This is a genomic window from Kocuria aegyptia, assembly GCF_039530085.1.
GTDB classification, from domain to species: Bacteria; Actinomycetota; Actinomycetes; order Actinomycetales; family Micrococcaceae; genus Kocuria; species Kocuria aegyptia.
Window position 1 is genome coordinate 300,600 of record NZ_BAAAOA010000046.1, and the last position, 22,991, is coordinate 323,590.

Annotated in this window: 25 protein-coding genes, 1 tRNA gene and 1 other RNA gene; 10 read left to right on the forward strand and 17 right to left on the reverse strand. The window is 73.4% G+C overall.

The window, feature by feature from the left end; translation table 11 throughout:
- Nucleotides 1-28 precede the first annotated feature (28 nt).
- Nucleotides 29-868, forward strand: a complete 840-nt coding sequence (locus ABD220_RS15710) for an SDR family oxidoreductase (protein ID WP_344124153.1) — start codon at nucleotides 29-31, stop codon at nucleotides 866-868.
- A 53-nt stretch (nucleotides 869-921) separates the two neighbouring features.
- Here the strand turns inward: ABD220_RS15710 and ABD220_RS15715 are convergent, their stop codons facing one another.
- Both ABD220_RS15715 and ABD220_RS15720 read right to left on the reverse strand, forming a co-directional pair.
- A complete protein-coding gene (locus ABD220_RS15715; RefSeq protein WP_344124155.1) occupies nucleotides 922-1,155 on the reverse strand; it encodes a hypothetical protein in 234 nt (77 codons plus the stop codon).
- Between the two features lie 31 nt (nucleotides 1,156-1,186).
- Nucleotides 1,187-1,609, reverse strand: a complete 423-nt coding sequence (locus ABD220_RS15720; RefSeq protein ID WP_344124157.1) for a CBS domain-containing protein — start codon at nucleotides 1,607-1,609, stop codon at nucleotides 1,187-1,189.
- 284 nt (nucleotides 1,610-1,893) lie between these two features.
- On the opposite strand from ABD220_RS15720, the gene ABD220_RS15725 reads away from it, so the two are divergent.
- A complete protein-coding gene (locus ABD220_RS15725; RefSeq protein WP_344124159.1) occupies nucleotides 1,894-2,538 on the forward strand; it encodes a helix-turn-helix domain-containing protein in 645 nt (214 codons plus the stop codon).
- 7 nt (nucleotides 2,539-2,545) lie between these two features.
- Here ABD220_RS15725 and ABD220_RS15730 read toward each other — a convergent pair whose 3' ends face one another.
- From ABD220_RS15730 to ffs, 6 genes are all read right to left on the reverse strand, one after another.
- Nucleotides 2,546-2,920 carry a Rieske 2Fe-2S domain-containing protein gene (locus ABD220_RS15730; RefSeq protein ID WP_344124161.1) on the reverse strand — a complete coding sequence of 125 codons (375 nt, stop codon included), beginning with the start codon at nucleotides 2,918-2,920 and terminating at the stop codon, nucleotides 2,546-2,548.
- Nucleotides 2,917-3,852: a 3-methyladenine DNA glycosylase gene (locus ABD220_RS15735; protein ID WP_344124163.1), complete on the reverse strand. Its 936-nt coding sequence runs from the start codon at nucleotides 3,850-3,852 to the stop codon at nucleotides 2,917-2,919. The genes ABD220_RS15730 and ABD220_RS15735 overlap by 4 nt, the downstream gene beginning before the upstream one ends.
- Before the next feature lie 46 nt (nucleotides 3,853-3,898).
- A complete protein-coding gene (locus tag ABD220_RS15740) occupies nucleotides 3,899-5,185 on the reverse strand; it encodes an aspartate kinase (protein WP_344124164.1) in 1,287 nt (428 codons plus the stop codon).
- Nucleotides 5,186-5,281: 96 nt separating this feature from the next.
- Nucleotides 5,282-5,878: a recombination mediator RecR gene (gene recR / locus ABD220_RS15745; protein WP_344124166.1), complete on the reverse strand. Its 597-nt coding sequence runs from the start codon at nucleotides 5,876-5,878 to the stop codon at nucleotides 5,282-5,284.
- Nucleotides 5,879-5,968: 90 nt separating this feature from the next.
- Nucleotides 5,969-9,037 carry a DNA polymerase III subunit gamma and tau gene (locus tag ABD220_RS15750; RefSeq protein ID WP_344124169.1) on the reverse strand — a complete coding sequence of 1,023 codons (3,069 nt, stop codon included), beginning with the start codon at nucleotides 9,035-9,037 and terminating at the stop codon, nucleotides 5,969-5,971.
- 75 nt (nucleotides 9,038-9,112) lie between these two features.
- An RNA gene (gene ffs / locus ABD220_RS15755) (signal recognition particle sRNA small type) lies at nucleotides 9,113-9,209 on the reverse strand.
- A gap of 133 nt (nucleotides 9,210-9,342) precedes the next feature.
- Here ffs and ABD220_RS15760 point away from each other — a divergent pair.
- Nucleotides 9,343-9,427: transfer RNA gene (locus ABD220_RS15760), tRNA-Ser, on the forward strand.
- Between the two features lie 92 nt (nucleotides 9,428-9,519).
- On the opposite strand, the gene ABD220_RS15765 is transcribed toward ABD220_RS15760, so the two are convergent.
- A complete protein-coding gene (locus tag ABD220_RS15765; RefSeq protein WP_344124171.1) occupies nucleotides 9,520-10,233 on the reverse strand; it encodes a hypothetical protein in 714 nt (237 codons plus the stop codon).
- A 180-nt stretch (nucleotides 10,234-10,413) separates the two neighbouring features.
- On the opposite strand from ABD220_RS15765, the gene ABD220_RS15770 reads away from it, so the two are divergent.
- Both ABD220_RS15770 and ABD220_RS15775 read left to right on the forward strand, forming a co-directional pair.
- Nucleotides 10,414-11,787: a hypothetical protein gene (locus tag ABD220_RS15770; RefSeq protein WP_344124173.1), complete on the forward strand. Its 1,374-nt coding sequence runs from the start codon at nucleotides 10,414-10,416 to the stop codon at nucleotides 11,785-11,787.
- 64 nt (nucleotides 11,788-11,851) lie between these two features.
- Nucleotides 11,852-12,202 carry a type II toxin-antitoxin system VapB family antitoxin gene (locus ABD220_RS15775; RefSeq protein ID WP_344124175.1) on the forward strand — a complete coding sequence of 117 codons (351 nt, stop codon included), beginning with the start codon at nucleotides 11,852-11,854 and terminating at the stop codon, nucleotides 12,200-12,202.
- Here the strand turns inward: ABD220_RS15775 and ABD220_RS15780 are convergent.
- Nucleotides 12,186-12,854 carry a TetR/AcrR family transcriptional regulator gene (locus ABD220_RS15780; protein ID WP_344124177.1) on the reverse strand — a complete coding sequence of 223 codons (669 nt, stop codon included), beginning with the start codon at nucleotides 12,852-12,854 and terminating at the stop codon, nucleotides 12,186-12,188. The two genes, ABD220_RS15775 and ABD220_RS15780, sit on opposite strands and share 17 nt — an antisense overlap.
- Nucleotides 12,855-13,061: 207 nt before the next feature.
- Nucleotides 13,062-13,919, reverse strand: coding sequence for a hydroxymethylpyrimidine/phosphomethylpyrimidine kinase (locus tag ABD220_RS15785; protein WP_344124179.1), 858 nt, complete (start codon nucleotides 13,917-13,919; stop codon nucleotides 13,062-13,064).
- A gap of 227 nt (nucleotides 13,920-14,146) precedes the next feature.
- Here ABD220_RS15785 and ABD220_RS15790 point away from each other — a divergent pair, with 227 nt between their 5' ends.
- Nucleotides 14,147-14,860 (forward strand): queuosine precursor transporter, encoded by a 714-nt coding sequence (locus tag ABD220_RS15790; protein ID WP_344124181.1) that lies wholly within the window; start codon nucleotides 14,147-14,149, stop codon nucleotides 14,858-14,860.
- 186 nt (nucleotides 14,861-15,046) lie between these two features.
- Here the strand turns inward: ABD220_RS15790 and ABD220_RS15795 are convergent, their stop codons facing one another.
- Nucleotides 15,047-15,850 (reverse strand): MBL fold metallo-hydrolase, encoded by an 804-nt coding sequence (locus ABD220_RS15795; protein ID WP_344124183.1) that lies wholly within the window; start codon nucleotides 15,848-15,850, stop codon nucleotides 15,047-15,049.
- A gap of 43 nt (nucleotides 15,851-15,893) precedes the next feature.
- Entirely contained in the window at nucleotides 15,894-16,367 is a 474-nt protein-coding gene (locus ABD220_RS15800) for an SRPBCC family protein (RefSeq protein ID WP_344124185.1), read from the reverse strand.
- A 61-nt stretch (nucleotides 16,368-16,428) separates the two neighbouring features.
- Between ABD220_RS15800 and ABD220_RS15805 the strand changes: the two genes are divergently transcribed.
- Nucleotides 16,429-17,151 (forward strand): TVP38/TMEM64 family protein, encoded by a 723-nt coding sequence (locus tag ABD220_RS15805; RefSeq protein ID WP_344124187.1) that lies wholly within the window; start codon nucleotides 16,429-16,431, stop codon nucleotides 17,149-17,151.
- A gap of 124 nt (nucleotides 17,152-17,275) precedes the next feature.
- Here ABD220_RS15805 and ABD220_RS15810 read toward each other — a convergent pair whose 3' ends face one another.
- A complete protein-coding gene (locus tag ABD220_RS15810) occupies nucleotides 17,276-18,853 on the reverse strand; it encodes an alanine/glycine:cation symporter family protein (protein WP_344124189.1) in 1,578 nt (525 codons plus the stop codon).
- A gap of 179 nt (nucleotides 18,854-19,032) precedes the next feature.
- A complete protein-coding gene (locus ABD220_RS15815; RefSeq protein WP_344124190.1) occupies nucleotides 19,033-19,224 on the reverse strand; it encodes a hypothetical protein in 192 nt (63 codons plus the stop codon).
- A 158-nt stretch (nucleotides 19,225-19,382) separates the two neighbouring features.
- On the opposite strand from ABD220_RS15815, the gene ABD220_RS15820 reads away from it, so the two are divergent.
- From ABD220_RS15820 to ABD220_RS15830, 3 genes are all read left to right on the forward strand, one after another.
- Nucleotides 19,383-19,808 carry an Lrp/AsnC family transcriptional regulator gene (locus ABD220_RS15820; protein ID WP_344124192.1) on the forward strand — a complete coding sequence of 142 codons (426 nt, stop codon included), beginning with the start codon at nucleotides 19,383-19,385 and terminating at the stop codon, nucleotides 19,806-19,808.
- Between the two features lie 79 nt (nucleotides 19,809-19,887).
- Complete coding sequence (locus ABD220_RS15825) at nucleotides 19,888-20,397, forward strand: universal stress protein (protein WP_344124194.1); 510 nt, start codon at nucleotides 19,888-19,890, stop codon at nucleotides 20,395-20,397.
- Between the two features lie 168 nt (nucleotides 20,398-20,565).
- The gene (locus tag ABD220_RS15830; RefSeq protein WP_344124196.1) at nucleotides 20,566-21,033 is read left to right on the forward strand and encodes a universal stress protein; all 468 of its coding nucleotides are present in this window, start codon (nucleotides 20,566-20,568) and stop codon (nucleotides 21,031-21,033) included.
- On the opposite strand, the gene tgt is transcribed toward ABD220_RS15830, so the two are convergent.
- Nucleotides 21,015-22,316, reverse strand: a complete 1,302-nt coding sequence (tgt, locus tag ABD220_RS15835) for a tRNA guanosine(34) transglycosylase Tgt (RefSeq protein WP_344124198.1) — start codon at nucleotides 22,314-22,316, stop codon at nucleotides 21,015-21,017. The two genes, ABD220_RS15830 and tgt, sit on opposite strands and share 19 nt — an antisense overlap.
- Nucleotides 22,317-22,430: 114 nt before the next feature.
- Nucleotides 22,431-22,973, reverse strand: coding sequence for an NUDIX hydrolase family protein (locus ABD220_RS15840; RefSeq protein ID WP_344124200.1), 543 nt, complete (start codon nucleotides 22,971-22,973; stop codon nucleotides 22,431-22,433).
- Nucleotides 22,974-22,991 lie beyond the last annotated feature (18 nt).

Genomic DNA, 22,991 nt, shown 5'->3' on the forward strand with positions numbered 1-22,991 from the left:
AAACCCCAGACCACGGAAGGACCACGCCATGAGCCAGCCAGAACAGCAGCAGGAGGTCCCCGGCGTCCAGGCCGAGATGACCCCCGTCCCGGACTGCGGTGAGCAGAGCTACCGCGGCTCCGGCAAGCTCGAGGGCAAGGCCGCGATCGTCACCGGCGGGGACAGCGGCATCGGCCGTGCCGCCGCGATCGCCTACGCCCGGGAGGGCGCCGACGTCCTGATCGCCTACCTCGAGGAGGACGACGACGCCCAGGACACCGCCCGCTGGATCGAGGAGGCCGGGCGCAGGGCCGTGCTGGTCCGCGGCGACCTCTCGGACCCGGCCCACTGCCGGGCCGTCGTGGAGAAGGCCGTCCAGGAGTTCGGCCGGATCGACGTGCTCGTCTCCAACGCCGCCTACCAGATGAGCCACGACAGTCTCGACGAGATCAGCGACGAGGAGTGGGACTACACGTTCCGGCTCAACGTCGGTGCCATGTTCCACCTCACCAAGGCCGCGGTGCCGCACATGGTCCCGGGGTCCTCGATCATCGGCAGCTCCTCGGTGCAGTCCGACCAGCCGTCCCCGCAGCTGGCACCCTACGCGGCCACGAAGGCCGCGATCGCCAACTTCTCCGCCGGGCTCGCCCAGATGCTGGGCGAGAAGGGCATCCGGGTCAACAGCGTGGCGCCCGGCCCGATCTGGACCCCGCTGATCCCGGCCACCATGCCCGCGGAGAAGGTCGGGTCCTTCGGCGACGACGTCCCGCTGGGCCGCGCGGGCCAGCCTGCCGAGCTCGCGCCCGTCTACGTGCTGCTGGCCTCGGACGACGGCAGCTACATCTCCGGGTCGCGGGTCGCCGTGACCGGGGGCAAGCCGATCCTGTGAGGCCGGCGCCCGGGGCGGCGGGCCGCCCCGGGCGCCCCGGAGGCGCGCGGACCCTACACGCGGTCGGTGAGACCCTCGGCGCCGGAGTGCTGCGCGCAGTGGGCGCAGCAGTAGACGGCCTCACCGGCCTCCACCCCGTGGCCCAGGATGCGGCAGCCGCAGTGGGCGCACGCGGGCGCCATGGCGTGCGCGGCGCACTCGAAGCTGTCGAAGGTGCTCGTGCGATCCCCCTGGGTGATCGTGAAGGCCTTGTCGTAGTCGTTTCCGCAGGTGTCGCAGACGGCCATGGTCGTTCCCCTCTGCTCGGTGCGTGCCCGGTCAGTACTTGTCGAACGAGATGAGCTCCACGAGCTCGCCCACGCGGTCCTCGGGCATGCTCCGGGCGATGTCGGCCTGGCTCACCATCCCGACGAGGTCGTGCCCGTCGATCACGGGCAGGCGGCGCACCTGGTGGTCGGTCATCGTCCGGATGGCCTCGTCGACGCTGTCGTCCGCGCCGACGGTGACGGGTTTGCCCTCGGCGAGCTGGCCCGCCTTGACCTGCCGGGGGTCGGTGCCGATCGCCAGGCAGCGCACGACGATGTCACGGTCGGTGAGCACGCCCATCAACCGGTCGTGCTCCCCGCAGATCGGCAGGGCGCCCACGTCGAGGTCCTTCATCTTCCGGGCTGCGTCCTCGAGCGTCTCGTTCTCGCCGACGCACTGCGCGCCCGGCGTCATGATCTCTCGTACCGTGGTCATGTCGGTCCTCCTGTCCGTCGGACGTGGTCCGTCAGTTCACTGATCGTTCCGGTCCCTCCAGGGTAGGAGCCGCGCCGCCCGTTGTCTGCCCCCGTGCCCGCATCCGTCCTCCACGACGTGCGCCCGGCGGACAGGAGTCCTCCGCGGTCGCGATCCAGCACAGCCGGAGGAGCCTCTCCGCTGCCGCCCGGGGCGGCCCCGCGGCCGGGGGCGCGGCGCGGTGCCGGACCCGGGCGAGGACGGCCGGTGGCGACGGGCCCCGGTGGGGCTGGAACAATGGGCCCATGACCCAGCACCGTGCGACGACCACCCCCGGGCTCAGCGGCCGGGAGGCCGAGCGACTGGCGGACGCCCTCGAGGCCCGGGACGTGACGGTCTTCGTGGACGGCACCTCCCTGCGCCTGCCGGAGGGGGCGCGCGACGCCGTCGTCGACCTCCTGTCCCGGTTGACCCGGGGGGAGGCCGTCACGGTGACGTCCGCCGCGGTGTCGCCCGCCGCGGTGTCGCCCGCCGCCGGAGCGCGCGCCGCGGAGCCGCCGGCGGTTCCCGAGGATCTCCTCACCACCTCGCAGGCGGCTGCGCTCGCCGGGATCTCGGCCACCTATCTGCGCAATCTCACCACCGAGGGCGTCATCCCCGTGCAGTACCGGGGCAGCCACCGCCGGGTCCGGCGCGCGGACGTGCAGGCCTGGCTCGCGGGCCACGGCGAGGCCGGGGCCGCCTCCAGCTCCCCGGAGGACCTGCTGACCACCTCGCAGGCGGCTGCGCTCGCCGGGATCTCGGCCACCTATCTGCGCAACCTCACCACCGAGGGCGTCATCCCCGTGCAGTACCGGGGCAACCACCGCCGGGTCCGGCGCGCGGACGTGCAGGCCTGGCTGGCGGGGCGGCGGCGGCCCGGCGACGACGGCGCCCCCGGGCCGGACTGATCCCGGCTCAGCCGAAGCGGGCCACGACCCAGCCGTCGACCACGTCGACCGCCGCCGCCGAGAGGTCCTTCGCGGGATCCGGCGGCGCCGCGCGGCCGGCGGCGAGGGCCAGGCGGGACCCCACGAACCGCCCGTCGGGGGCGAAGACCCAGAAGTGGTTGGGGCACTCGAACGTCTCGGCGTGCCCGGCGGCCTCCCGGCACACGGTGGCCTGCTGGTGCGTGCAGGTGTTGCGCAGCACGTGCAGGGCACCTGCGGCATCGCGGGTGACGAGGACCTGTCCCGTGCCGGTGGACGCGGTCACGAAGTCGAGCGGGCCGGGCACGGCGGAGACCGCCACGATCCGCTCCCAGCCGCCGTCGGACTGCCCGGGGGTGCTCACGCCGCCGCCCCGTCGGTGGCGCGGGCCGGGTCGAGGACCTCGAGCGCCGCGCCGAGCCGGCGGCGCAGCGGCTGCGCACGGCGGGCGAAGTCCCGCTGCCGGCGCACGTACTCGGCCTTGCCCTCCGGAGTCTCGATCCGCACGGGCTCGTAGCCCCAGCCGGTGAGGTCGTAGGGGGCGGCCTGCATGTCCGTCTCCCGCACGTCCCACGCCAGCTCGAAGCAGTCCATCAGCAGCTCGGACGGGATCGCCGGGACGAGCTTGTACGCCCACTTGTAGAGGTCCATGGTGGCGTGCAGGCAGCCCGGCTGCTCCATCCGGCGCTGGGACTCCCGGGTGGGCTGCAGCTCGTTGAGCGGCACGGCCTGCGGCTGGAAGAACCGGAACGCGTCGAAGTGGGTGCACCGGATCCTGGCGGACTCCACCACGGCGTCGGTGCCCGCCGCCCCGAGCCGCAGCTCGAGCTGCTCGTGGCGGAGGTCGTTGTCTCCCGAGCGGTAGGCCATCGCCCACTCGTGGAGGCCGAAGCAGCCGAAGAAGCCCGGGTTGCCCGCGTGCGCGCCCAGCACCGCCCGGGCGAAGTCGATCGCGGGCGCCCGCCGGTCCCGGAAGGCGCCGTCGTCGACCACCACGGCCCCGTCGCGGACGGTGAGGCCGAGGGCCGCGAGCTCGGACCCGGTGAGCGGGCGGTAGAACTTCTCCCGGGCGCGCTCGGCGGCGTCCAGCAGCACGGTGCCCGCCCCGGGGTGCCAGCGCTTCAGCTGCGCCGGCTTGAGCGTGTAGTAGGTGAACAGGAAGTCCTCGACCGGGTGCTTGTGCCCGCGGTGGCGGCGGGCCACGAAGGGGTCCGCGTAGCGCGCCGCGCGCTGCTCGTGGTCGTGCGCCCGCGGCGCCCACTCGTCGCGGGACAGGACGACGACGGGGCGGGTCATCGGACCCGCCCCGTCGTCGCCGGACCGGTGGAGCGCTGCACGGTGGTCAGCGGCCGGTTCCCGCGTAGACCGTGGCCTCCTCGTCGGAGTCCAGGCCGAAGGCGTTGTGCACCACGCGCACGGCCTCGTCGAGCCGGTCGGCGGCCGTGACCACCGAGATCCGCACCTCGGAGGTGGAGATCATGTCGATGTTGATGTTCGCGCCGGCGAGCGCCTCGAAGAACGTGAACGTCACGCCGGGGTTCGACTTCATGCCGGCCCCCACGAGGGAGAGCTTGCCGACCTCGTCGTCGTACTCGAGGCCCGCGTAGCCGATCTTCTCCTCGGCGGCGCGCAGCAGGCTCATGGCCAGGTCCCCCTGCGACTCGTCCACCGTGAAGGAGAGGTCCGTCAGGGGGTTGTCGCCGGTGGAGATGTTCTGGACGATCATGTCCACGTTGACCTTCGCCTCGGCGAGCAGCCGGAAGATCCGGGCGGCGATGCCGGGCCGGTCGGGGACCCCGACGACGGTGACCTTCGCCTGCGTGCGGTCGTGGGCGATGCCGGCGATGAGCGGCTGTTCCAACGGGATCTCCTTCGGGGAGGTGGCGGCGTCTTCGGGGCCCGGGATGACCCAGGTGCCCTCGTTGTGGCTGAAGGACGAGCGGACGTGCAGCTTCACGCCGAAGCGGCGGGCGTACTCGACGCAGCGCAGGTGCAGGATCTTCGCGCCGTTGGCGGCGAGCTCCAGCATCTCCTCGCTGCTGACCACGTCGAGCTTGCGCGCCTTGGGCGCGATGCGCGGGTCGGCGGTGAACACGCCGTCGACGTCGGAGTAGATCTCGCAGACGTCGGCGTCCAGGGCGGCGGCCAAGGCCACGGCGGTGGTGTCCGAGCCGCCGCGGCCCAGGGTGGTGATGTCCTTGGTGGAGCGGTGCACGCCCTGGAACCCGGCGATGATCGCGATGTTGCCCTGGTCCAGGGACTCGCGCACGCGCTGCGGGTTCACCTCCACGAGCAGCGCCGCGCCGTGCGCGCCGTCCGTGACCATCCCGGCCTGCGACCCGGTGAAGGACTGGGCGGGCGCGCCCATCCCGGACACTGCCATGGCCAGCAGCGCCATGGAGATCCGCTCGCCGGCGGTGAGCAGCATGTCGAGCTCGCGGGCCGGGGGCTTGCGGGTGACCTCGTGGGCGAGGTCCAGGAGCTCGTCCGTGGTGTCGCCCATCGCGGAGACGACGACGACGACGTCGTGGCCCCGGTTGCGCGTCTCGACGATCCGCCGTGCAACGCGGCGGATGCCGTCGGCGTCCGCGACGGAGGATCCACCGAACTTCTGCACGATCAGGCTCATGGGTTCAACTCCTGTGGTCGAGGGTGGCCGGCGGTCGACGCCGGGCCGTGCGCCCGCTCCCCGCGGCAGGGCACCAGGACATCCTACGCGAGAGCGTCAGGCGACGACCGTGCGGCCCTCGAAGGCCCGGCCGAGGGTCACCTCGTCGGCGTACTCGAGGTCGCCGCCCACGGGCAGCCCGGAGGCCAGGCGGGTCACGCGGATCCCGAGGGTCTTGAGCATCCGGGAGAGGTAGGTGGCGGTGGCCTCGCCCTCCAGGTTCGGGTCGGTGGCGAGCACGACCTCCTGCACGGTGTCGCCGGAGAGCCGGGTCATGAGCTCCCGGATGCGCAGCTGGTCGGGCCCGATGCCCTGGATGGGGCTGATGGCCCCGCCCAGGACGTGGTACCGGCCGCGGAAGCTACGGGTGCGCTCGATGGCCATGACGTCCTTCGACTCCTCGACCACGCAGATGACGCTGGCGTCCCGGCGGGCGTCGCGGCAGATGGCGCACTCGTCCAGCTCGGACACGTTGCCGCAGATCCGGCAGAACTTCACCTTGTCCTTGACCGCCGTCATGGCGTCGGCCAGGCGCCGGACGTCCTCCTTGTCGGCGTCGAGGAGGTGGAACGCGATCCGCTGCGCGGACTTCGGTCCGACGCCGGGCAATCGGCCCAGCTCGTCGATCAGATCCTGAACAGCGCCTTCGTACACGTTTCCCTCGATTTCCGGGCCGGTGCGCGGCCCTCCTGCTCGTCCTCGGTCACGGCGTCACCGGGGTGCCGGTGCGTGCTGCGCCCCGGCTCACTCCCCGGTGTGGAGGTCCCGCTCCTCGATCAGCATGCCCCCGAGGATCCGCTCGATCGCGGCGCGGCCGTAGAGGGTGGAGTCCTCGAGCGCCTCGTCGTCCGAGCTGGGCACGAAGGAGTCGTCCCATTCTACGCCCGTGTCCTGCGGCGCGGCGGCGGAAGGAGGTGCCTTCCGCCCCGCGGCGATGGCCGCGGCGTGGCGCTCCCGGAAGCTCAGCCGTGCGTTCGGGTCGGCGCCGGCCGGAGCCGCCGCCGGGGCCTGGTGCGCGGGGCCCGCCGCGGCGCCGGGTCCCTCCGGGCCTGCCGCGGTCGTCGTGGCGCTGCCCGCCGGCCCGCTCCCGGAGCCGCGTCCGGCCGCCGGCGCAGGAGCCCGCCGGGCGGTGGCCGCAGGCCGCCACTGCTCCGGGGGCGCCGCGTCCGGATCGTCGAAGCCGTCGGGGTAGGGGGGCTCGTCCGGATACGGGGGCTCCTCGGGCGGCGGGACGTCGTCGTCCGGCGGAGGCACGTCGCGGTCCCGTGCTCCCGGGGCCCCGCCGGGGAATGCGCGGGGCGGGCGCCCGGCCGTCCCGTGGCCGGGCCGGGGTCCGCGCTGCGGCGGGGCCTGCGCCTCGGCCGGCCGATCCGGCCGGGGGGCGGGCTCGGCGGGGCGCTCCGCCGTCCGCGCCGGTCCCGGCCGCTGGGTCCCGGGCTGCGCCGCGGCCCGGGACGCGGGCCCGGCCGCGGCAGGGTCCTCGGCCGGGGGCTCGGCCGGGGGCTCGGCCGGGGGCGCGGGGGAGGCCCCGGCCCGGGGAATGGTGGCCACGGACCAGCTGTGCACGGGCTCCTGGGCCCAGGCGGGGTCGGTCCACTCCGGGGGCGCGTCCGTGGCGGGTCTGCCGTGCGCGTCCCACGGGTCCTGTCCGGCGCGATCCCCGTCCCGGGGCGCCGTGTCCGCGGCCGACTCCGGCCCGGACGCCGGCGCGGCCGACTCCGGGGCGGGTGCCGGAGCGTCGCGCGGGGGCGTGCCTGCGGGCCGGGGCGGGGCCGGCCGCGCCTCCTGGCCGCGCGGACCGCCCGGCCGGTCCTGACCCGGGGGGCGGCGGTCCTGGCCTGCCGGGGCCCGGTCCTCGGGGGCGCGCCGCTCGGGGTGGTCCCCGTCGGTCCCGGGCCCCGGCTCGTTCCGGCGCCCGGGCGGACGCGTCGACGGCTCCGGGCCGCGCGGCGTTCCCCCGCCGCCCCGGCCGTGCCCGCCGCCGCCCGGCGGGACGGCCTCGGCGCGGCAGTCGATGCCGAGGATCTGCTGCACCGCCTGCCTCAGGTCGTCCTCGAAGCGCGGGAAGTTCATGAGGTCGCCCTCGGCGTCGAACATGATGCGCAGGACCTTGCCGTCGAAGGACTGCGGGGTGCCTCGCTGGACCGTGAACCACGCGACCCGGCGGATGTCCGCGAGGGCGTTGACGATCTCCGGCCAGGAGGCGCGCAGCAGGTCGATCTCGTTGCCGCCCTGCTCGCCGGCCCGGGGCGCGTCCTGGCGGGGCGCCTGCTCCGCCGCGGACTGCCGCGGCTCGGCGGGCCGGTCCCGCTCGCCGGACGGCTCCGGTCCGCCGTGCCGCTCCTGTCCGCCGTCCGCCGGGGCGGGCGTGCGCTCGGGGGCTGGCGAGGCCGGTCCCGTGCCCTGCGCGGTCCGCTCCCGCGGATCCGTCTCCCGCGGATCCGTCTCCCGCGGGACCGCCCGTTGCGCGTCGGTGCCGGGCGCGGGCGGGGCCGGTCGCTGAGGCGCGGGGGCCGCCGCGGGCTGCGCGGAGGTCCCGCTCTCGGACGGTGCGGCCGCTGCGGGCTGTGCGGCCGTTGCGGCCACGGAGGACTCGGCGGTCCGCGCGGGCGCGGTCTCGTCCTGGGCGGTGGCCGGGGCGGCGCCCCGGCCGATGTTCAGGCGCCGTTCCAGCCGGTCGACGCGGGCCGTGACGCCGCGCGTGGTGTCCTCCGAGGACGGCAGGAGGATGCGCGCGCACAGCAGCTCGAGGTGCAGCTGGGGCGAGGTGGCCCCGGTCATCTCGGTGAGCGCCGTGTTGGTGATGTCGGCGGCGCGGGAGAGCTCCGCCGCCCCGAGCTGGGACGCCTGGTTGCGCAGCCGCGCGATCTGGTCCTGCGGCATGCCGTGCAGGATGTTGCCCGCGGACTCGGGGACCGCGTTGACGATGACGAGGTCCCGGAACCGCTCGAGGAGGTCTTCCACGAAGCGGCGCGGGTCCTGGCCCGTCTGCACCACACGGTCCACCGCGCGGAAGACCGTGGCGCCGTCCCCGGACGCGAAGGCGTCCACGACGTCGTCGAGCAGGGCGCCGTGCGTGTAGCCCAACAGGGCCACGGCGAGGTCGTAGCCGATGCCCTGCTCGTCGGAGCCGGCCATGAGCTGGTCGAGGACGGACAGGGTGTCGCGGACGGAACCGGCTCCGGCGCGGACCACGAGGGACAGCACTCCCGGGGCCACCTGCACCTGCTCCTCGGCGCAGAGCTGCTCGAGGTAGTGCATGAGCGGTTCGGTGGGGACCAGGCGGAAGGGGTAGTGGTGGGTGCGGGACCGGATGGTCGTGAGCACCTTGCTCGGCTCGGTGGTCGCGAAGATGAACTTGATGTGCTCCGGCGGCTCCTCGACGATCTTGAGCAGGGCGTTGAAGCCCTCGCGCGTGACCATGTGCGCCTCGTCGATGATGAAGATCTTGTACCGGTCCCGGACGGGCGCGAACGTGGCCCGCTCGCGCAGGTCGCGCGCGTGGTCCACGCCGCCGTGGCTGGCCGCGTCCATCTCGATCACGTCCAGGGAGCCGGCGCCGTCCCGGGCCAGGTCGCGGCAGCTGTCGCAGCGGCCGCACGGGATGGCCGTGGGGCCCTCCGCGCAGTTGAGGCAGCGGGCCAGGATGCGGGCGGAGGTGGTCTTGCCGCAGCCGCGCGGGCCGGAGAAGAGGTACGCGTGGCTGACCCTGTCCTTGCGCAGCGCCGTCATCAGCGGCTCGGTCACGTGCTCCTGACCGATGACGTCCTCGAAGGTCTCCGGGCGGTAGCGGCGGTACAGGGCGGTAGTCACAGACGACACCTTAGCGACGGAATCCGACAGGCGGGACGGGCGGATCGGCACCGGGGAGGCGGGCCGCCGCGGGGACGAGAAGACCCCTCGCGCACCCGCCAGAGCCCATTTACCCTTGCTACCTTCCGGTCCTGGGGGAGTTCAACAGGATGACGCCACGCGAGGGGCTGTCAGGAAGTCTAGCGGATGCGACCGGGCGGGTCGAAACCCGGGGGCGGAGCCGTGGATTCGGCAATGCCCGGCGGTTCGGCTATGCTGGACCCCGCATGTTCCGGCGCCGTGAGGTCGCCGCGACGTGCGTGCCTGGAGGATTCGCCTAGCGGCCTATGGCGCACGCCTGGAACGCGTGTTGGGTTCACGCCCTCGGGGGTTCAAATCCCCCATCCTCCGCACTCGCAGAAAGAGCCCCGCACCGGGCGGAACGTCCCGGTGCGGGGCTCTTTCTCGTGCTCCCGCCGCCGGCCCGTGCGCCCGGTGACCCTTCAGGAGCGGGCGCGCCGCGCCCGGGACCGGTGGACGGCGGCGACGGCGGCCGCTGCGGCGCCCAGACCCGCGAGCCCCGCGACCCACCCCGTGGTGGCGGAGTCCCCGGCCGCGCCCTGGGCGGGAACCCGGGTCACGGTCCCCAGTGAGATGCGCGTGAGCGTCCCGGGGGTCACCTGCTGCTGCCCGGTGAGGATCTGGGCTCCGAGCGCGGACTCCTGCCGGACCAGCGCCCCGGAGCCGGGGCGGTGGGCCGCAGCGGTGCCGGGTCCGACGAAGGAGGCGTGTTCCAGGGCCGGGAGCGCCACCGCGTCCGCCTCCCCGGCCGGGTCCGGCGATGTGCCGGTGACCGCCTCCGCGCGGGGCTCTCCTGCCCGGCCGTCTCCGGCCCGGCCGTCCTCGGCACCGCCACCTGCGGGCTCCGGTGCCTCGTGCCCGTCGGGGGCGGGGGAGGGCTGCGCGTCGGGCGGCGTGCCGCCGGCCTCCGGCGCAGGAGCGCCGCCGGGCTCGGGCGCGGCGGTGGGGGCCTCTCCGGGGCCGGTCCCCGGCAGGGCTTCGGCCGGCTCGTCGGGGGCCGGGGGAGCGGGCGACGGCACTCCGGCAGGGGAGTCCGCGGCCGGCGCGGGCGGCGGCTCGGTCTCGGCGGCGTGCGCCGCCCCCTGCGCGGGGGCGAGGAGGAGCAGAGCGGCCAGCGCCAGGGGGCGAAGGGGCATGGGCGTGGTCTCTCCGGGGGAAGAAAAACGGAACAGAGCACATCGTAACGTTACGTCGCTCCACCATCGGTGTTCGCTAATGCAATACCCTGCTGATGTGGCGGAACGGGCTGTTCCGCCGCACCCGCGGCTGCCCCCCGGCCGCGCTCCCCCTGTCCTCTCTCCCCCCAAGAGGTCCTCATGAAGCTGCCCTCATTGCCCATGCCCTCGACCGCCCTGCCCGCCGCGGTCCTGGCGGCTGCGCTGCTCGCCGGGACGATGGCCGGCGCGGCCGCCCCGGCCCATGCCTCGACGACCAACACGGTCCACACCGCAGCCGGCATCTCCTCCCAGTACCACGTCTACGACGCCGGCGTGGACCGCTCGAGGGCCGTCGGCGTGGTCTTCTACTTCGACGGCGACGGACAGTACTACGCCCAGCGCCCCACCAGCTCGGTGCTCAGGACCATGGCCGCCCGTGCCGCGGCCAAGAACATGATCCTCGTCGTGCCCGTGGCCCCGGCCAACCGGTCCTGGACCTCCAACAGCGAAGCGGTCGGGGACTGGTTCCGCGCCCTGGCGGCCAAGGTCGTCGCCGAGCAGCGCGTCGACGCGACCCGCATCCACCTGGCCGGGTACTCCGGCGGCGCCGAGTTCATCTCCACCGAGGTGCTCTCCGACCGCGCCGGTTGGATCCGCGGCGGCGGATCGACTCTCATCGGCGGCGGCGGCGTCTACAACGGCAGGCTCGAGAGCACCCCCGACGCCGCGCTCAAGGCCACGGACCCGACCTGGTACGTCGGTTCCCTGGACAGCTACGGTGCCACCCAGCCGTCCACCTGGTCCGCGCTGGAGGCGGCCGGCAAGGGCGTGGCCGCCTACCAGAAGGCCGGCTTCGCGAAGGCGGACCGCGTGGTGATGCCCGGGCTGCACCACACCGCCTACGACCTGGCCGACCTGGTCGGCGACGACGTCGACCGCCTCTACCCGGGCGCAGGCACGGCCCCGAAGCCCGAGACCGTCTCGCCGGCCGGCAACGACGTCGTCAACGGCTACCAGCTCACCGGCGCGATCGGGCGCACCTGGGCGGCGCTGGGCGGCACCGCGTGGGCCACCCCGGTCAGCGCGGAGTACGCCTCCGGGCACGGCTCCGTGTACCAGCGCTTCGCCGGCGCCGACGGCCGGGACAAGGCCCTCTACTGGTCCAGGACGACCGGGACCCGGGTGGTCGACTACGGCGGGTCCATCGGCAGGAAGTTCGCGGCCGGCGGCTACGCGGGCAGCTACGGCCCGCCGCTGACGGACGAGAAGCGAGCCGCCGCCGGCGGCGCCTACCAGCTCTTCGACGCCTCCGGGAAGCGCACCAAGATCCTGTGGTCCGCGCGCACCGGCTCGAACGCGGTCAAGGAGTACGGGGCCATCGGCCGCAAATGGGCGGCACTGGGCCACGAGCGGGGTCTGGGCTATCCCACCACCGACGAGTACAGCACCCCGAGCGGCGTGGCCCAGAACTACACCGGCGGCCGGATCGAGTGGAACGCCACCACCCGGGCCGTCACCGTGACCCGGAGCTGACCCCCGGCACGCCCGGGCGGGCCCCGCAGGTGCTCCCTGCGGGGCCCGCCCCTAGGATGAACGCATGATTTTCAAGGCCGTGGGCGACTCCCGCCCGTACCCGGACCACGGCCTCGTCACACCGACCGACTGGTCCGGCATCGCGCCGCGCCAGGTCCGGCTGGACGAGCTGATCACCACGAAGACCACCTTGGACCTGGCCACCCTGCTGGACGCCGACTCCACCTTCTACGGCGACCTCTTCCCGCACGTGGTGCGCTGGGACGGCCACCTCTACCTGGAGGACGGGCTGCACCGGGCGCTGCGCACCGCACTGCACCACCGCACCGTGCTGCACGCGCGCGTGCTGGAGCTCGCTCCCGCCCCCGGCGCGCGGCCGGGGGCCGGGCGGGGCGCGGTCAGGACGCCGCGCTGAGGGGCGGCCGCTCGGGCGCGAGCGGCACGGGGCGGCCCTGGGCGTCGAACTGCGCGCCCAGACCCTGCTGGATGAAGCGGACGGTGGAGCGGATGTGCTGCTCCCGTGCCGCCCGGTCCTGGTCCGAGTTCTGGCCGCGGTCCGCGGCGGCGGTCAGGGAACCGTGGACCAGGGCGGCGAGCTCCGAGATGTCGCCCGCCGGCAGATAGGCCTGACCGATCGCGTCCCGCAGGATCGCGGCCAGCAGGCCCTGCAGCTCGTCCACGTGCTCGCCCAGCTTCTGGTAGTCCTCCGGGGAGAGGACGGTGCGCATGGTGGGGCCAGGGGGCAGGTGGCGCCGGGTGAGGTCCTCGATCTGGGCCCGGATGTAGACGGCGAGCCGGTCGACCGGATTGGCGACGCCCTCCAGGTCGCGGCGCAGATCGGTCATGAACCGCTCGGTCTCGTCCAGGGCGTAGGCCACGAGGAGCTCGCCCATGTCCGCGAAGTAGTTGTAGACCGCGGTGCGGCCCACGCCGGCGTTCTTGGCCACGTGCGTCATGGTCAGGCCGGTGAGGCCCTGCTGGTACAGCAGCTGGCCGAAGGAGTCGAGGATCGCTCGTTTGGTGTTCTCCCGCTGCGCGGCGTTGGTGGCCGCAGAAATACGAGGCATGATGACACCTTATCTGTGCGTGTCACCAAATTATGCACACTGTGCTGAGCCTTGGTGACGGTGTGTCCGACTATGACACCACCGTTTTCCTCGATTGGCCTGGTTCACGCAGACAGTCTGGGGAAACGTCCAGGGAACACCCAGTATGGGTGCGGCTGGGCACCCCGGACCCGGCCGCGCCGATCGTGCGGCCGGGCCCTCACCAGCTCACCGCTCCGCGGCCGATCCGCCCTGCCAGAGGGAGTCGAACGGGGCGCGCGAGGTGATGCGGCGCCGGATGCCGGCGGAGACGAAGGCCTTCGCGGTGCGGGCCGCCTCGAGGGGCTCGGCTCCCTTCGCCAGTTCCGCGGCCACCGCGGCCGCGAGCGTGCAGCCTGCCCCGGCCACGGGGACCTCACCCACCTTGGGCTCGGATAGCACCTCGAGGGTGGTCCCGTCGTAGAAGACGTCGACGGCCTCGGGGCCGGCGAGACGGACCCCGCCCTTGGCCAGGACCACGGCCCCGGAGATCTCGTGGATCCGCCGGGCGGCCTCGCCGAGGTCCTCGACCGTGTTGATCTCGTCCATGCCGGACAGGGAGAGAGACTCGAAGTGGTTCGGGGTCACGAACGTGGCCAGCGGCAGGATCTTCGCCTTCAGCGCCTCATCCGTGTCCAGGGCCGCGCCGGGCTCCTGGCCCTTGCAGATGAGCACCGGGTCGAGGACGAGGTGGCGCGGTGCCAGCGCGGTGAGCACCTCGGCGGTCGTGGCGATGGTCTCGGGGCTGCCCAGCATGCCGATCTTGACGGCGTCGAGCGCGTGGGCGGCCGTGATCGCCTCCAGCTGCTCGCGCAGGACGTCCTGCGGCACGGGGAACAGGCGGTGGCCCCAGTCCGCGGACGGGTCGAAGGACACGATGCAGGTCAGCGCGAGGGAACCGAAGACCCCGAGCTCCTGGAAGGTCTTGAGGTCCGCCTGCGCGCCGGCGCCGCCGGTGGCCTCGGAGCCGGCGATCGTCAGGGCGACGGACGGCTGGTCGGCGGGGTCCGCGGCGGCGGTCGTGGGTGCGGTGCTGGTGTCGGTCATGGGAGCCATTCTGCGCCCCCGCGCGGTGCCGGGGCCAACCGGCGGGGCTAGACTGTCGGACGGTCTCCGGCCGGCACGCGCTCCCCGCACGGGACACGCGGCGGCGGGAAGAGGGCTCCCGGGTGGCAGGCGGGCGCCCCGCGGCCGTTCCGCACACCGCACAGATCGCACCACGGCGTCCGCCCCGCACGGGCCGGCGCCGCGTCAATACAGATTGGTGACCGACCGTGTCCTCTTCCGCCGGCCCTGCCCCCGCCGGGTTCGCCCGCCGCCCCCGCACGTACTTCGACCTCATCGTGGCCGCGTACTGCGTGGTCCTGGTGCTCTCCAACGTCGCCGCGACCAAGGGAGTCGCGTTCGGCCCCGTCATCACCGACGGAGGCTTCTTCCTCTTCCCCCTCGCCTATGTCCTGGGCGACGTCGTGGCGGAGGTCTACGGCTTCCGGTCCGCGCGCCGGGCCATCGTCACGTCGTTCGCCGCGGGACTGTTCTCCTCGGTCGTGTTCTGGCTCGTCATCGCCCTGCCGCCGGCTGAGTTCTACGAAGGCCAGACGGCCTTCGAGACCGTGCTCGGACCCGTCCCGCTCATCGTGGCGGGCTCCCTGCTGGGCTACCTCGCGGGGCAGCTGCTCAACGCGTTCGTGATGGTCCGGATCAAGGCCCGCACGCGCGAGAGGCATCTGTGGGCCCGGCTCATCGGCTCGACCCTGGTGGGCGAGCTCGTGGACACCGTGATCTTCTGCGCCGTGGCGGCCCCGGTCATCGGCATCACCACCACGGGCGACTTCCTCAACTACGTGGTGGTGGGATACGTCTACAAGGTCCTGGTCGAGGTGCTCGTCATGCCGGTGACCTACGCCGTGATCGGCTGGCTCAAGCGCCGGGAGCCCAGCTACGGCGAGGCCCCCGCCGCGGGGGAGGCCCTCGTGCCCCTGCGCTGACCGTGAGGATGTCTCCTGCCGCCCGATGGTGCCGGGCGCAGGCCCGGCGGGTGCGGGACGCGGGCCCGCGACGGGCGCCCGGACGTCCGCGCGGGCACCGGCGTGGTGAGCGCACTGACCGTGCCCGTGACCAGGGCGGCTCGCGGCCGGCCGCCCACAGCGTCAGCTCCCGGGCCGCGGCGCGGCTCAGAAGCCGAGATAGGCCAGCTGCGCGCCCACCGAGCTCCGGGCGGCGGGCAGCACGTGTGCCGGGACATCGGCGTAGATCCGCGCCGTGATGGCCTCGAGCGTCGCCGCGCGGCCCAGGACCCGCAGCGCCTCCCGGACCTCGGCGAGGCGCTCCATCCGGTGCTCGAGAAGCTCCTCGCACACCGCCTCCACGTCCTCCCGCACGTCCGCGTGGGCCGGCAGCACCAGGGCGTCGCCCAGCACCGCCAGTCGCTGCAGCGAGCGCAGGTAGTCGCCCAGGCTCCCGTCCGGGTGGTCGAGCATCGTGGTCCCCCGCCCCAGGATCGTGTCGCCCGTGAGCACCGAGCCCGCGGCGCACGCCGGGGTGCTTCCGTCCGCGGCAAGGACGTCGTCGGGCAGGTGGAAGCTCACGGAGTCGGAGGTGTGCCCCGGGGTGTGCAGCACCCGGATCCGGCACCCGGCGGCCTCGATCGTCTCGTGGTCCGCCAGCGGGGGCGCGTCCCGGCAGAACTCCGGCAGGAAGGCGCGCACGGGCGCGCCGGTGAGCGCGTGGAAGTCGTCGACAGCCCCGGTGTGGTCGGCGTGGCGGTGCGTGACCAGCGTCAGCACCGTCCGCCCCGCGGCGGCCAGGGCGGCGAGATGGCCGCGGTCGGCCGGGCCCGGGTCCACGACGACGACGTCCTGCTGCCCCGGCGCCCCGACCAGCCACGAATTGGTGCCGTCCAGGGTCATGGGACCCGGATTGGGCGCGGTCAGCCGCCGGGTCAGTGCAGTGGTGCGGGTGCCGGCGTCCTGGGTCATGCGGGCAGACTATCCGAGCCGGGCCGCGGACCGGCAGCCCGGCTCAGCCCTCGGCCAGCAGCGCCTCGAGCCTCGTGAAGGAGCCGCGCCAGGCCGCGGCCGCTCCCGGGTGCACCGCGGCGGGCAGGGGCCCCTGCGTGAGCACCAGTAGGGTGCCGCCGTCCTGGGCGGCCACGAACTCGGTGCGCGTCAGCACGTGGCTGGAGGTGGGCTCGCCGTCCGGCCCGGGCAGCGCCTCACGGCCCTCGAGCAGGGCGTCCGGCTCGACCCGCAGATAGGTGCCGTGCACCGGGGCGGCCTGGGCGGGATCGTCGTCGCGGACCATCCGGAAGCGCTGCCGGCCCCCGGGCCTGACCTCGAGCAGCACCGACTCCCGGGACACGCTCCAGCCCGGCGGGCCGAACCAGGCGGCGAGCCGGTCCGGCTCGGTGAAGGCGGCGAAGACCGCCGCCGGCGGGTGCGCGAGGGCGTGGGAGACGGAGAAGACCTCCGCGGGGTCCAGGTCGGTGACGTCCATGTCCCCCATTGTCCCCCGGCCGCGCTCGGCCCCCGCGGCGGCGGTCGGTACAGTGGCGCACGTGAGCACCGAACCTGCGCGGGAGCCGGGGTCCCCCGAGCCCGGCACGCGGCCGGCCTGGGTCACCGCGCTCAAGGGCGGTGCGCTCCTGCTGCTGCTGGCCGTGGCCGTCTGGTACCTCATCGGCCACGAGCTGCCCACCGTGGAGCAGGTCCGTGCCTTCGTCGAGGGTTTCGGCCCGTGGGGACCCTTCGTCTTCGCGGCGGTGTTCGTCCTCGTGGCGGCCACACCGGTGCCGGTGACGATCATGGCGGTCTCGGGGGGATTCCTCTTCGGCATGGCCCAGGGCAGCGTGGTCGGCGTCGTGGCCACCACGGCCGGCGCCTGGCTGGGCTACTGGCTCGCGCGGTTCCTCGGCCGCGACGCCCTGTACCGGCTCGCGGGCCACCGGGTCGAGGCGGTGGAGCGCAAGCTCGTCGGCAAGGGCTTCCTCACGGTGCTCGTGCTCCGGCCCGTCGTGCCCAACTGGACCCTCAGCTACGGTGCGGGGCTCGTGCGCATCCCGCAGCGCGACTACCTCGGCGCCACCCTGCTGGGCGGGATGCCGGGCCAGGTGAGCTTCGCGGCCGTGGGGGCCTTCACGTCGCGGCCGTCGTGGCCGGCCCTGGCGGCCGTCGCCGCCTCCTGGGCGGTCGTGGTGGTCGTGGGCGCGCTCGCCTGGCGCCGGTCCCGGCGGGGGTCCCAGCACGTGCCCGAGGCCGGCGGTCGCGGGAGCTCCGAGTAGGCGCAGCCGCTCCGCGGTCCCGGCACGACGACGCCCGGCCCTCGGGGGCGAGGACCGGGCGGGCGCCGCTCGGGGTGAACCGTGTCGGGCGGCCGGGTGGCGTGGCCGCGCGGCCACGTCCGGACTAGGCCTTGTCGCGGACCGCGGTGGACCCGTCGGTCGGCTCGTTGCCGAGGATGTGGAGCTTGCCGCTCTTGCGGTCGGCGAGGTACTCCTTCATCTCCTTCTTGATGACGGGCAGGAGGAAGTAGACGCCGAGCAGGTTGACGAAGCCGCAGAGGAACAGGGCCGCGTCGGCGAAGGTGATGACCTCGCTGAAGGTCAGGACGCAGCCGGAGACGGTGAAGAACAGGTAGATGAAGCGGAAGATGTTGTCGCTGGTGCGGCTGCGCCCGAAGAGGTACTCCCAGGCCTTGAGGCCGTAGTAGAACCAGGTGATCAGGGTGGAGAACGCGAACAGGATCACCGCGATCGCCAGGATGATCGGGAACCAGGGGATCACCGTGGCGAAGGCGTCGGAGGTGAGGATGACGCCGTCGGGCGCGCCGCCGCCGGCCTGCACCTGGTCGATGCCGGCCTGCAGGCTGGGAGCGCCGGCGATGACGATGGCCAGGGCCGTCATGGTGCAGATGATCACGGTGTCCACGAAGGGCTCGAACATCGCCACGAAGCCCTCGCTCACGGGGCGGCGCGTCTTGACCGCCGAGTGGGCGATGGGGGCGGAGCCGAGGCCGGCCTCGTTGGAGAACGCGGCACGCTGGAAGCCCACGATCATGACGCCCAGGACGCCGCCGGCCATGCCCTCGGGGGAGAACGCGCCGTTGATGATCGAGCCGAGCGCCGCGGGCACCTGGTTGAGGTTGACGAGGATGACGATCAGGCACGCGGTGACGTAGATGGCGGCCATGGCCGGCACGAGCTTGCTGGTGGTGGCGCCGATGGACTTGATGCCGCCGATGATGACCAGGCCCACGAAGGTCGCGAGGATCAGCCCGAAGATGAGGGCGGCCCCGGCGCTGCCGAGGAAGCCGTCGGGGCCGCCCGTCACGTTGCGGGCCTGCGCGAACGTCTGGTTGGCCTGGAACATGTTGCCGCCGGCTGCGCCGAAGAGGAGGATCGCGACGGCGAAGATGCCGGTGAAGATCTTGGCGACGACGCTGCCGAACCTGCCGTACGCCACGGGCAGGTACCGGAACGGACCGCCGCTGACGGTGCCGTCCTCGTGGACCTCCCGGTACTTCACGCCCAGGGTGCACTCCGCGAACTTGGTGGCCATGCCGAGCAGGCCGGCGAGGATCATCCAGAACGTGGCCCCCGGACCGCCGAGGGCCATCGCGGCGCCCACACCGGCGATGTTGCCCAGTCCCACGGTGCCGGACAGCGCGGAGGTCAGCGCCTGGAAGTGCGGGACCTCACCGGGGTCGTCCTTGGTGGAGAACTTGCCCCGCACCACGTCCCACGACACCTTGAGACCACGGAACTGGATGAATCCGAAGTAGACGGTGAAGATCACGCCGGCCGCGATGAGCCAGGCCACCACGAACGGGAAACTGACGTCCCCGATGGTGATCGGATAGAAGATGATGGTCGAGAAGACCTCGGTGATGGGTGCGAACGCCGCGTTGATGGCCTCGTCGATGGCAGCCAGCCACCCGACGTCCTCGGCCACCGTGGTCATGGGTACCGCTTGCAGAATCTCCATTCGCTAACTACACCCTGTGGACAGCCGCTTGGCAACAGACACGCTTGTCGGCGAAAGAGGGATCTTGCCGTGGCAACGCAGTGTTAACCCGGAGCGGCCCGGCCTCCTCGCAACGACGTCTCGTCGCGAGGGGACCGGGCCGCCGGTGGGGCCGGGGCGGCGTCAGCGGTGGGGCCGGCTCAGCGGCCGGTGCCGGACCCACCGGCCAGGTGCTGCGGGGCGGTCATGGCGCAGACGCGCAGGCCGCGTGCCAGGTCGCTGCCGGCGGTGCGCAGGACACTGCCCGCGGAGGCGCTGCGGGAGGGGGCGGCGGCCCGGCCGATGGCGGTGAAGAGGAGGGCGGGGAGGCCGAGGAGAAAGAGGAGAGCCATGGGAACATCGAGCTTTCTGTGGGCGGTGCGAGGAGGCGGGGCCCGAGGCGCGAAGAGCCGGTGGTCCGCAGGAGAGCGGCGCCTCGGTTGACATCTAAAGTCTATCGGGCGGATAGTGAGCCATCCAGTTGTACTATAGCCTTTGGAGGGGCACAACGTTGCGTCTAGACGATATCGACCAACAAATTATTGCGTCGCTCATGCAGGACAGTCGTCGCAGCTACGCCGCGATCGGGAACCGGGTGGGTCTCTCGGCTCCGGCGGTGAAGCGGCGGGTCGACGTCCTGCAGCAGACGGGCGCCATCAAGCGCTTCACCGCGGAGATCGACGAGTCGGTCCTGGGGTGGAACATCCAGGCCTTCGTGGAGCTGCACTGCGACGGCGGTCTGTCGCCGTCGATGATGCGCACGATGGTCGCCGACATTCCCGAGGTGACCGCCGCGTACACGGTCACCGGCGAGGCGGACGGGATCTTCCTCATCCGTGCGGAGAACACCACCCACCTCGAGGACGTCATGGTCCGGATCAGGGAGTGGAAGGGGGTCAATCACACGCGGAGCTCGGTCATCCTGTCGCATCTCTGAGCGCGGCTCCCCGGGCTCTGGGATACTGGCCGCACAGCACTGTCGTCAGCACCGTCGTCAGCACAGTGGAGGACCGGCCATGGAGAACGCAGCGGAAGCAGTCGTCGTCGTCGGGGTCGACGGATCCCCCCAGTCCGTGGAGGCGCTGCGCTGGGGCGCGCGTCTCGCGCCGGCCTACGGGGCCAGCGTCAAGGCGGTCGGGGCGTGGGAGAACCCGCCCGAGTACGTCAACTTCGTGCACTTCAAGGACGACCACTTCGACGACCTGGCCCGGCAGCGGGTGGACCGGGCGGTCCGGGAGGCGTTCGGCGAGGACGTGCCGGCGGGTCTCAGCACCGTCGTGGAGTTCGGCCACCCGTCCAAGGTGCTGATCCACCACTGCGAGGGAGCCGAGATGCTGGTCGTGGGACGCCGGGGCCACGGCGGCTTCAAGGGGCTGCTGATGGGGTCGACGAGCTCCGCGTGCGTCGCCCACGCCCCGTGCCCGGTGCTCGTGCTCCCCGAGGAGGTGGTCGCCGCCGGGCAGGCGGGGGACTCCGGGCGGGCGGAGGGCTTCGGGCAGGCGCAGGGCGCCGGGCCCGCCGGCTGAGGACCCGTCCGGGCCGGGGTCGCAGGGCCGGGGTCGCGGGGTCGGGGACGCGGGTCGGGGTCGCGGGTCGTCGGCGCCGCCTCGACATGCTCGCGCAACGGTGCGCGGGGCGCGCCTGCTCTGTGATACTGATCACGTCAGTGTGGTCACGCGAGCAAAGGACCTGGCATGAGCAACGGAACCGCAGCAGCGATCGTCGTCGGGGTGGATGGCTCCCCGCAGTCCGTGGAGGCGCTGCGCTGGGCGGCGCGGATGGCGCCGTCCCTCGGCGCGGGCATCAGGGCGGTCGCGGCGTGGGAGTACCCGCCCGAGTACGCCGGGTACGTCCCCCTGGGCAGCGACAACTTCGACGAGATCACCCGCAAGCGGGTGGACGACGCCGTCCGGGAAGCGTTCGGCGACGACGTGCCGGCCGGGCTCAGCACCGCTGTGGAGTTCGGCCATCCGTCGAAGGTGCTGGTGCGCGAGAGCGAGGACGCCACGATGCTCGTCGTCGGGCGCCGGGGCCACGGCGGGTTCCGCGGGCTGCTGCTGGGCTCGGTCAGCTCCGCGTGCGTCTCCCACGCGAAGTGCCCGGTGCTCGTGATCCACGAGCACCCCGGGGCGGACGGGTCGGCTCAGGACCGGCCCGCGTAGTAGCGGCCCAGGACCTCGTCCCGGTACTCGAAGTAGGTTCCGTCGGCCATGGATTCGCGGGCGCCGTCCACCATGCGCACCACGAACCGTTCGTTGTGGATCGACGTGAGCGTCGCGGACAGGCGCTCCTTGGCCTTGAACAGGTGGTGCAGGTACGCCCGGGTGTAGTGGGCGCACGTGTAGCAGTCGCAGTCGTCGTCGATCGGGGAGAGGTCCGTGCGGAAGCGGGCGTTGCTGACCGTGAAGCGGCCGTCCGGGGCGTAGACGGTGCCGGTGCGGGCCACCCGGGTGGGAGAGACGCAGTCGAAGGTGTCGGCGCCGTTCTCGAGGGCGGTGAAGACGTCGTCCGGCTCCGAGATCCCCAGCAGGTGCCGGGGCCGGTCCTCGGGCAGCTCCTCGTTGCACCAGCGCACGATCGTGCCGAGGTTCTCCTTCTCCAGGGCCCCGCCGATCCCGAACCCGTCGAAGTCCATCGCGCCCAGGTCCCGGCACGCCCGGCGGCGCAGGTCCTCGTACTGGGCGCCCTGGATCACCCCGAACAGCGCCTGGTAGGGCCGGTCGGCGCGCTCCTCGGTGAGCCGGGCGTGCTCGGCGAGGCACCGCCGCGCCCACCGGCGGGTCCGCTCGAGGGACGTCTCCTGGTAGCCGCGGGAGTTGTGCAGCGTGGTCAGCTCGTCGAACGCGAACATGATGTCCGCGCCCAGCCGGTGCTGCACCTGCATCGAGATCTCCGGGGTGAAGCGGTGGACGTCCCCGTTGATGTGGGACGTGAACGTGACCCCGTCGTCGTCCACCCGCGCCATGCGCTCCTTGCCGGTCGCGACGTCGTCGTCGCCCGCCGCCGAGGCCGCGACCGTGGACATGTCGATGACCTTCCGGAACCCCGAGCCCAGGGACATGACCTGGAAGCCGCCGGAGTCGGTGAAGGTGGGGCCGGGCCAGTTCATGAACGCGCCGAGCCCGCCCGCGGCGTCGAGGACGTCCGCGCCGGGCTGGAGATAGAGGTGGTAGGCGTTGGCGAGCAGCGCCTGGGCGCCGAGCTCCGCCATGGACTCGGGCAGCACGGCCTTGACGGTGGCGGCGGTGCCGACGGGCACGAAGGCGGGGGTCCGGATCGTCCCGTGCGGGGTGGAGATCGTCCCGGTGCGGCCCAGGAACGGGCCGCCGTTGGCCTCGGCACGCGCGCCGGGGATCGTGGCGGTCTCGGCCAGGCGGTGCTCCACCTCGAAGCCGAAGTCGGAGCGGGCGGCGGGGGAGCGCAGGGTCTCGTCGGGTGCGGGCACCCGTCCATTGTGCGCCACGGCCCGGGTGCGGCTGACCGCGTGCGCGGCCGCCGGACGCCGCGTCACCGCGGGACGGACACCGCGGCGACGCGGGGCGGGCTCCGGTGGCGCCCCTCAGCGGCCCCAGCCGGCGTGGGCCACGGCCTGGCGCACCAGGTCTCCGCGACCTCCCGCGAACTCCCCTTGCACCTCGGGGCTGAGGGCCTCCTCGGGGCTCATCCAGGACAGCTGGAGGGCGTCCTGGCGGGGGCTGCACTCCCCGCGCACGGGCACGATGTAGCTCAGTGCCACGGCGTGCTGGCGGTCGTCGGTCAGCCCGGTCTCGGACGGCGAGGGGAAGAACTCGGCCACGGCGAAGGGCGTGGTGGACACCGGCAGCTGGGGGAACGCCATGGCGCCCAGGTCCTTCTCCAGGTGGCGCAGCAGGGCCGCCCGGATGGTCTCCCGGTACAGCACCCGGCCGGAGACGAACGTGTACATCATCTCGCCCTCGGGGGTCGCCTGCAGCAGCAGCCCGATCTCGGAGAGGTAGCCCAGCGGGTCGAGCCGGACCGGCAGGGCCTGTACGTAGACCATCGGCAGGCGGCGCCGGGCCTCCTGCAGATCGTCCTCGTTGAGCCAACCGGGGTTCGGATCGGGGGTGCGGAGGAAGTTCATACTGCTGTTCTATCCCAT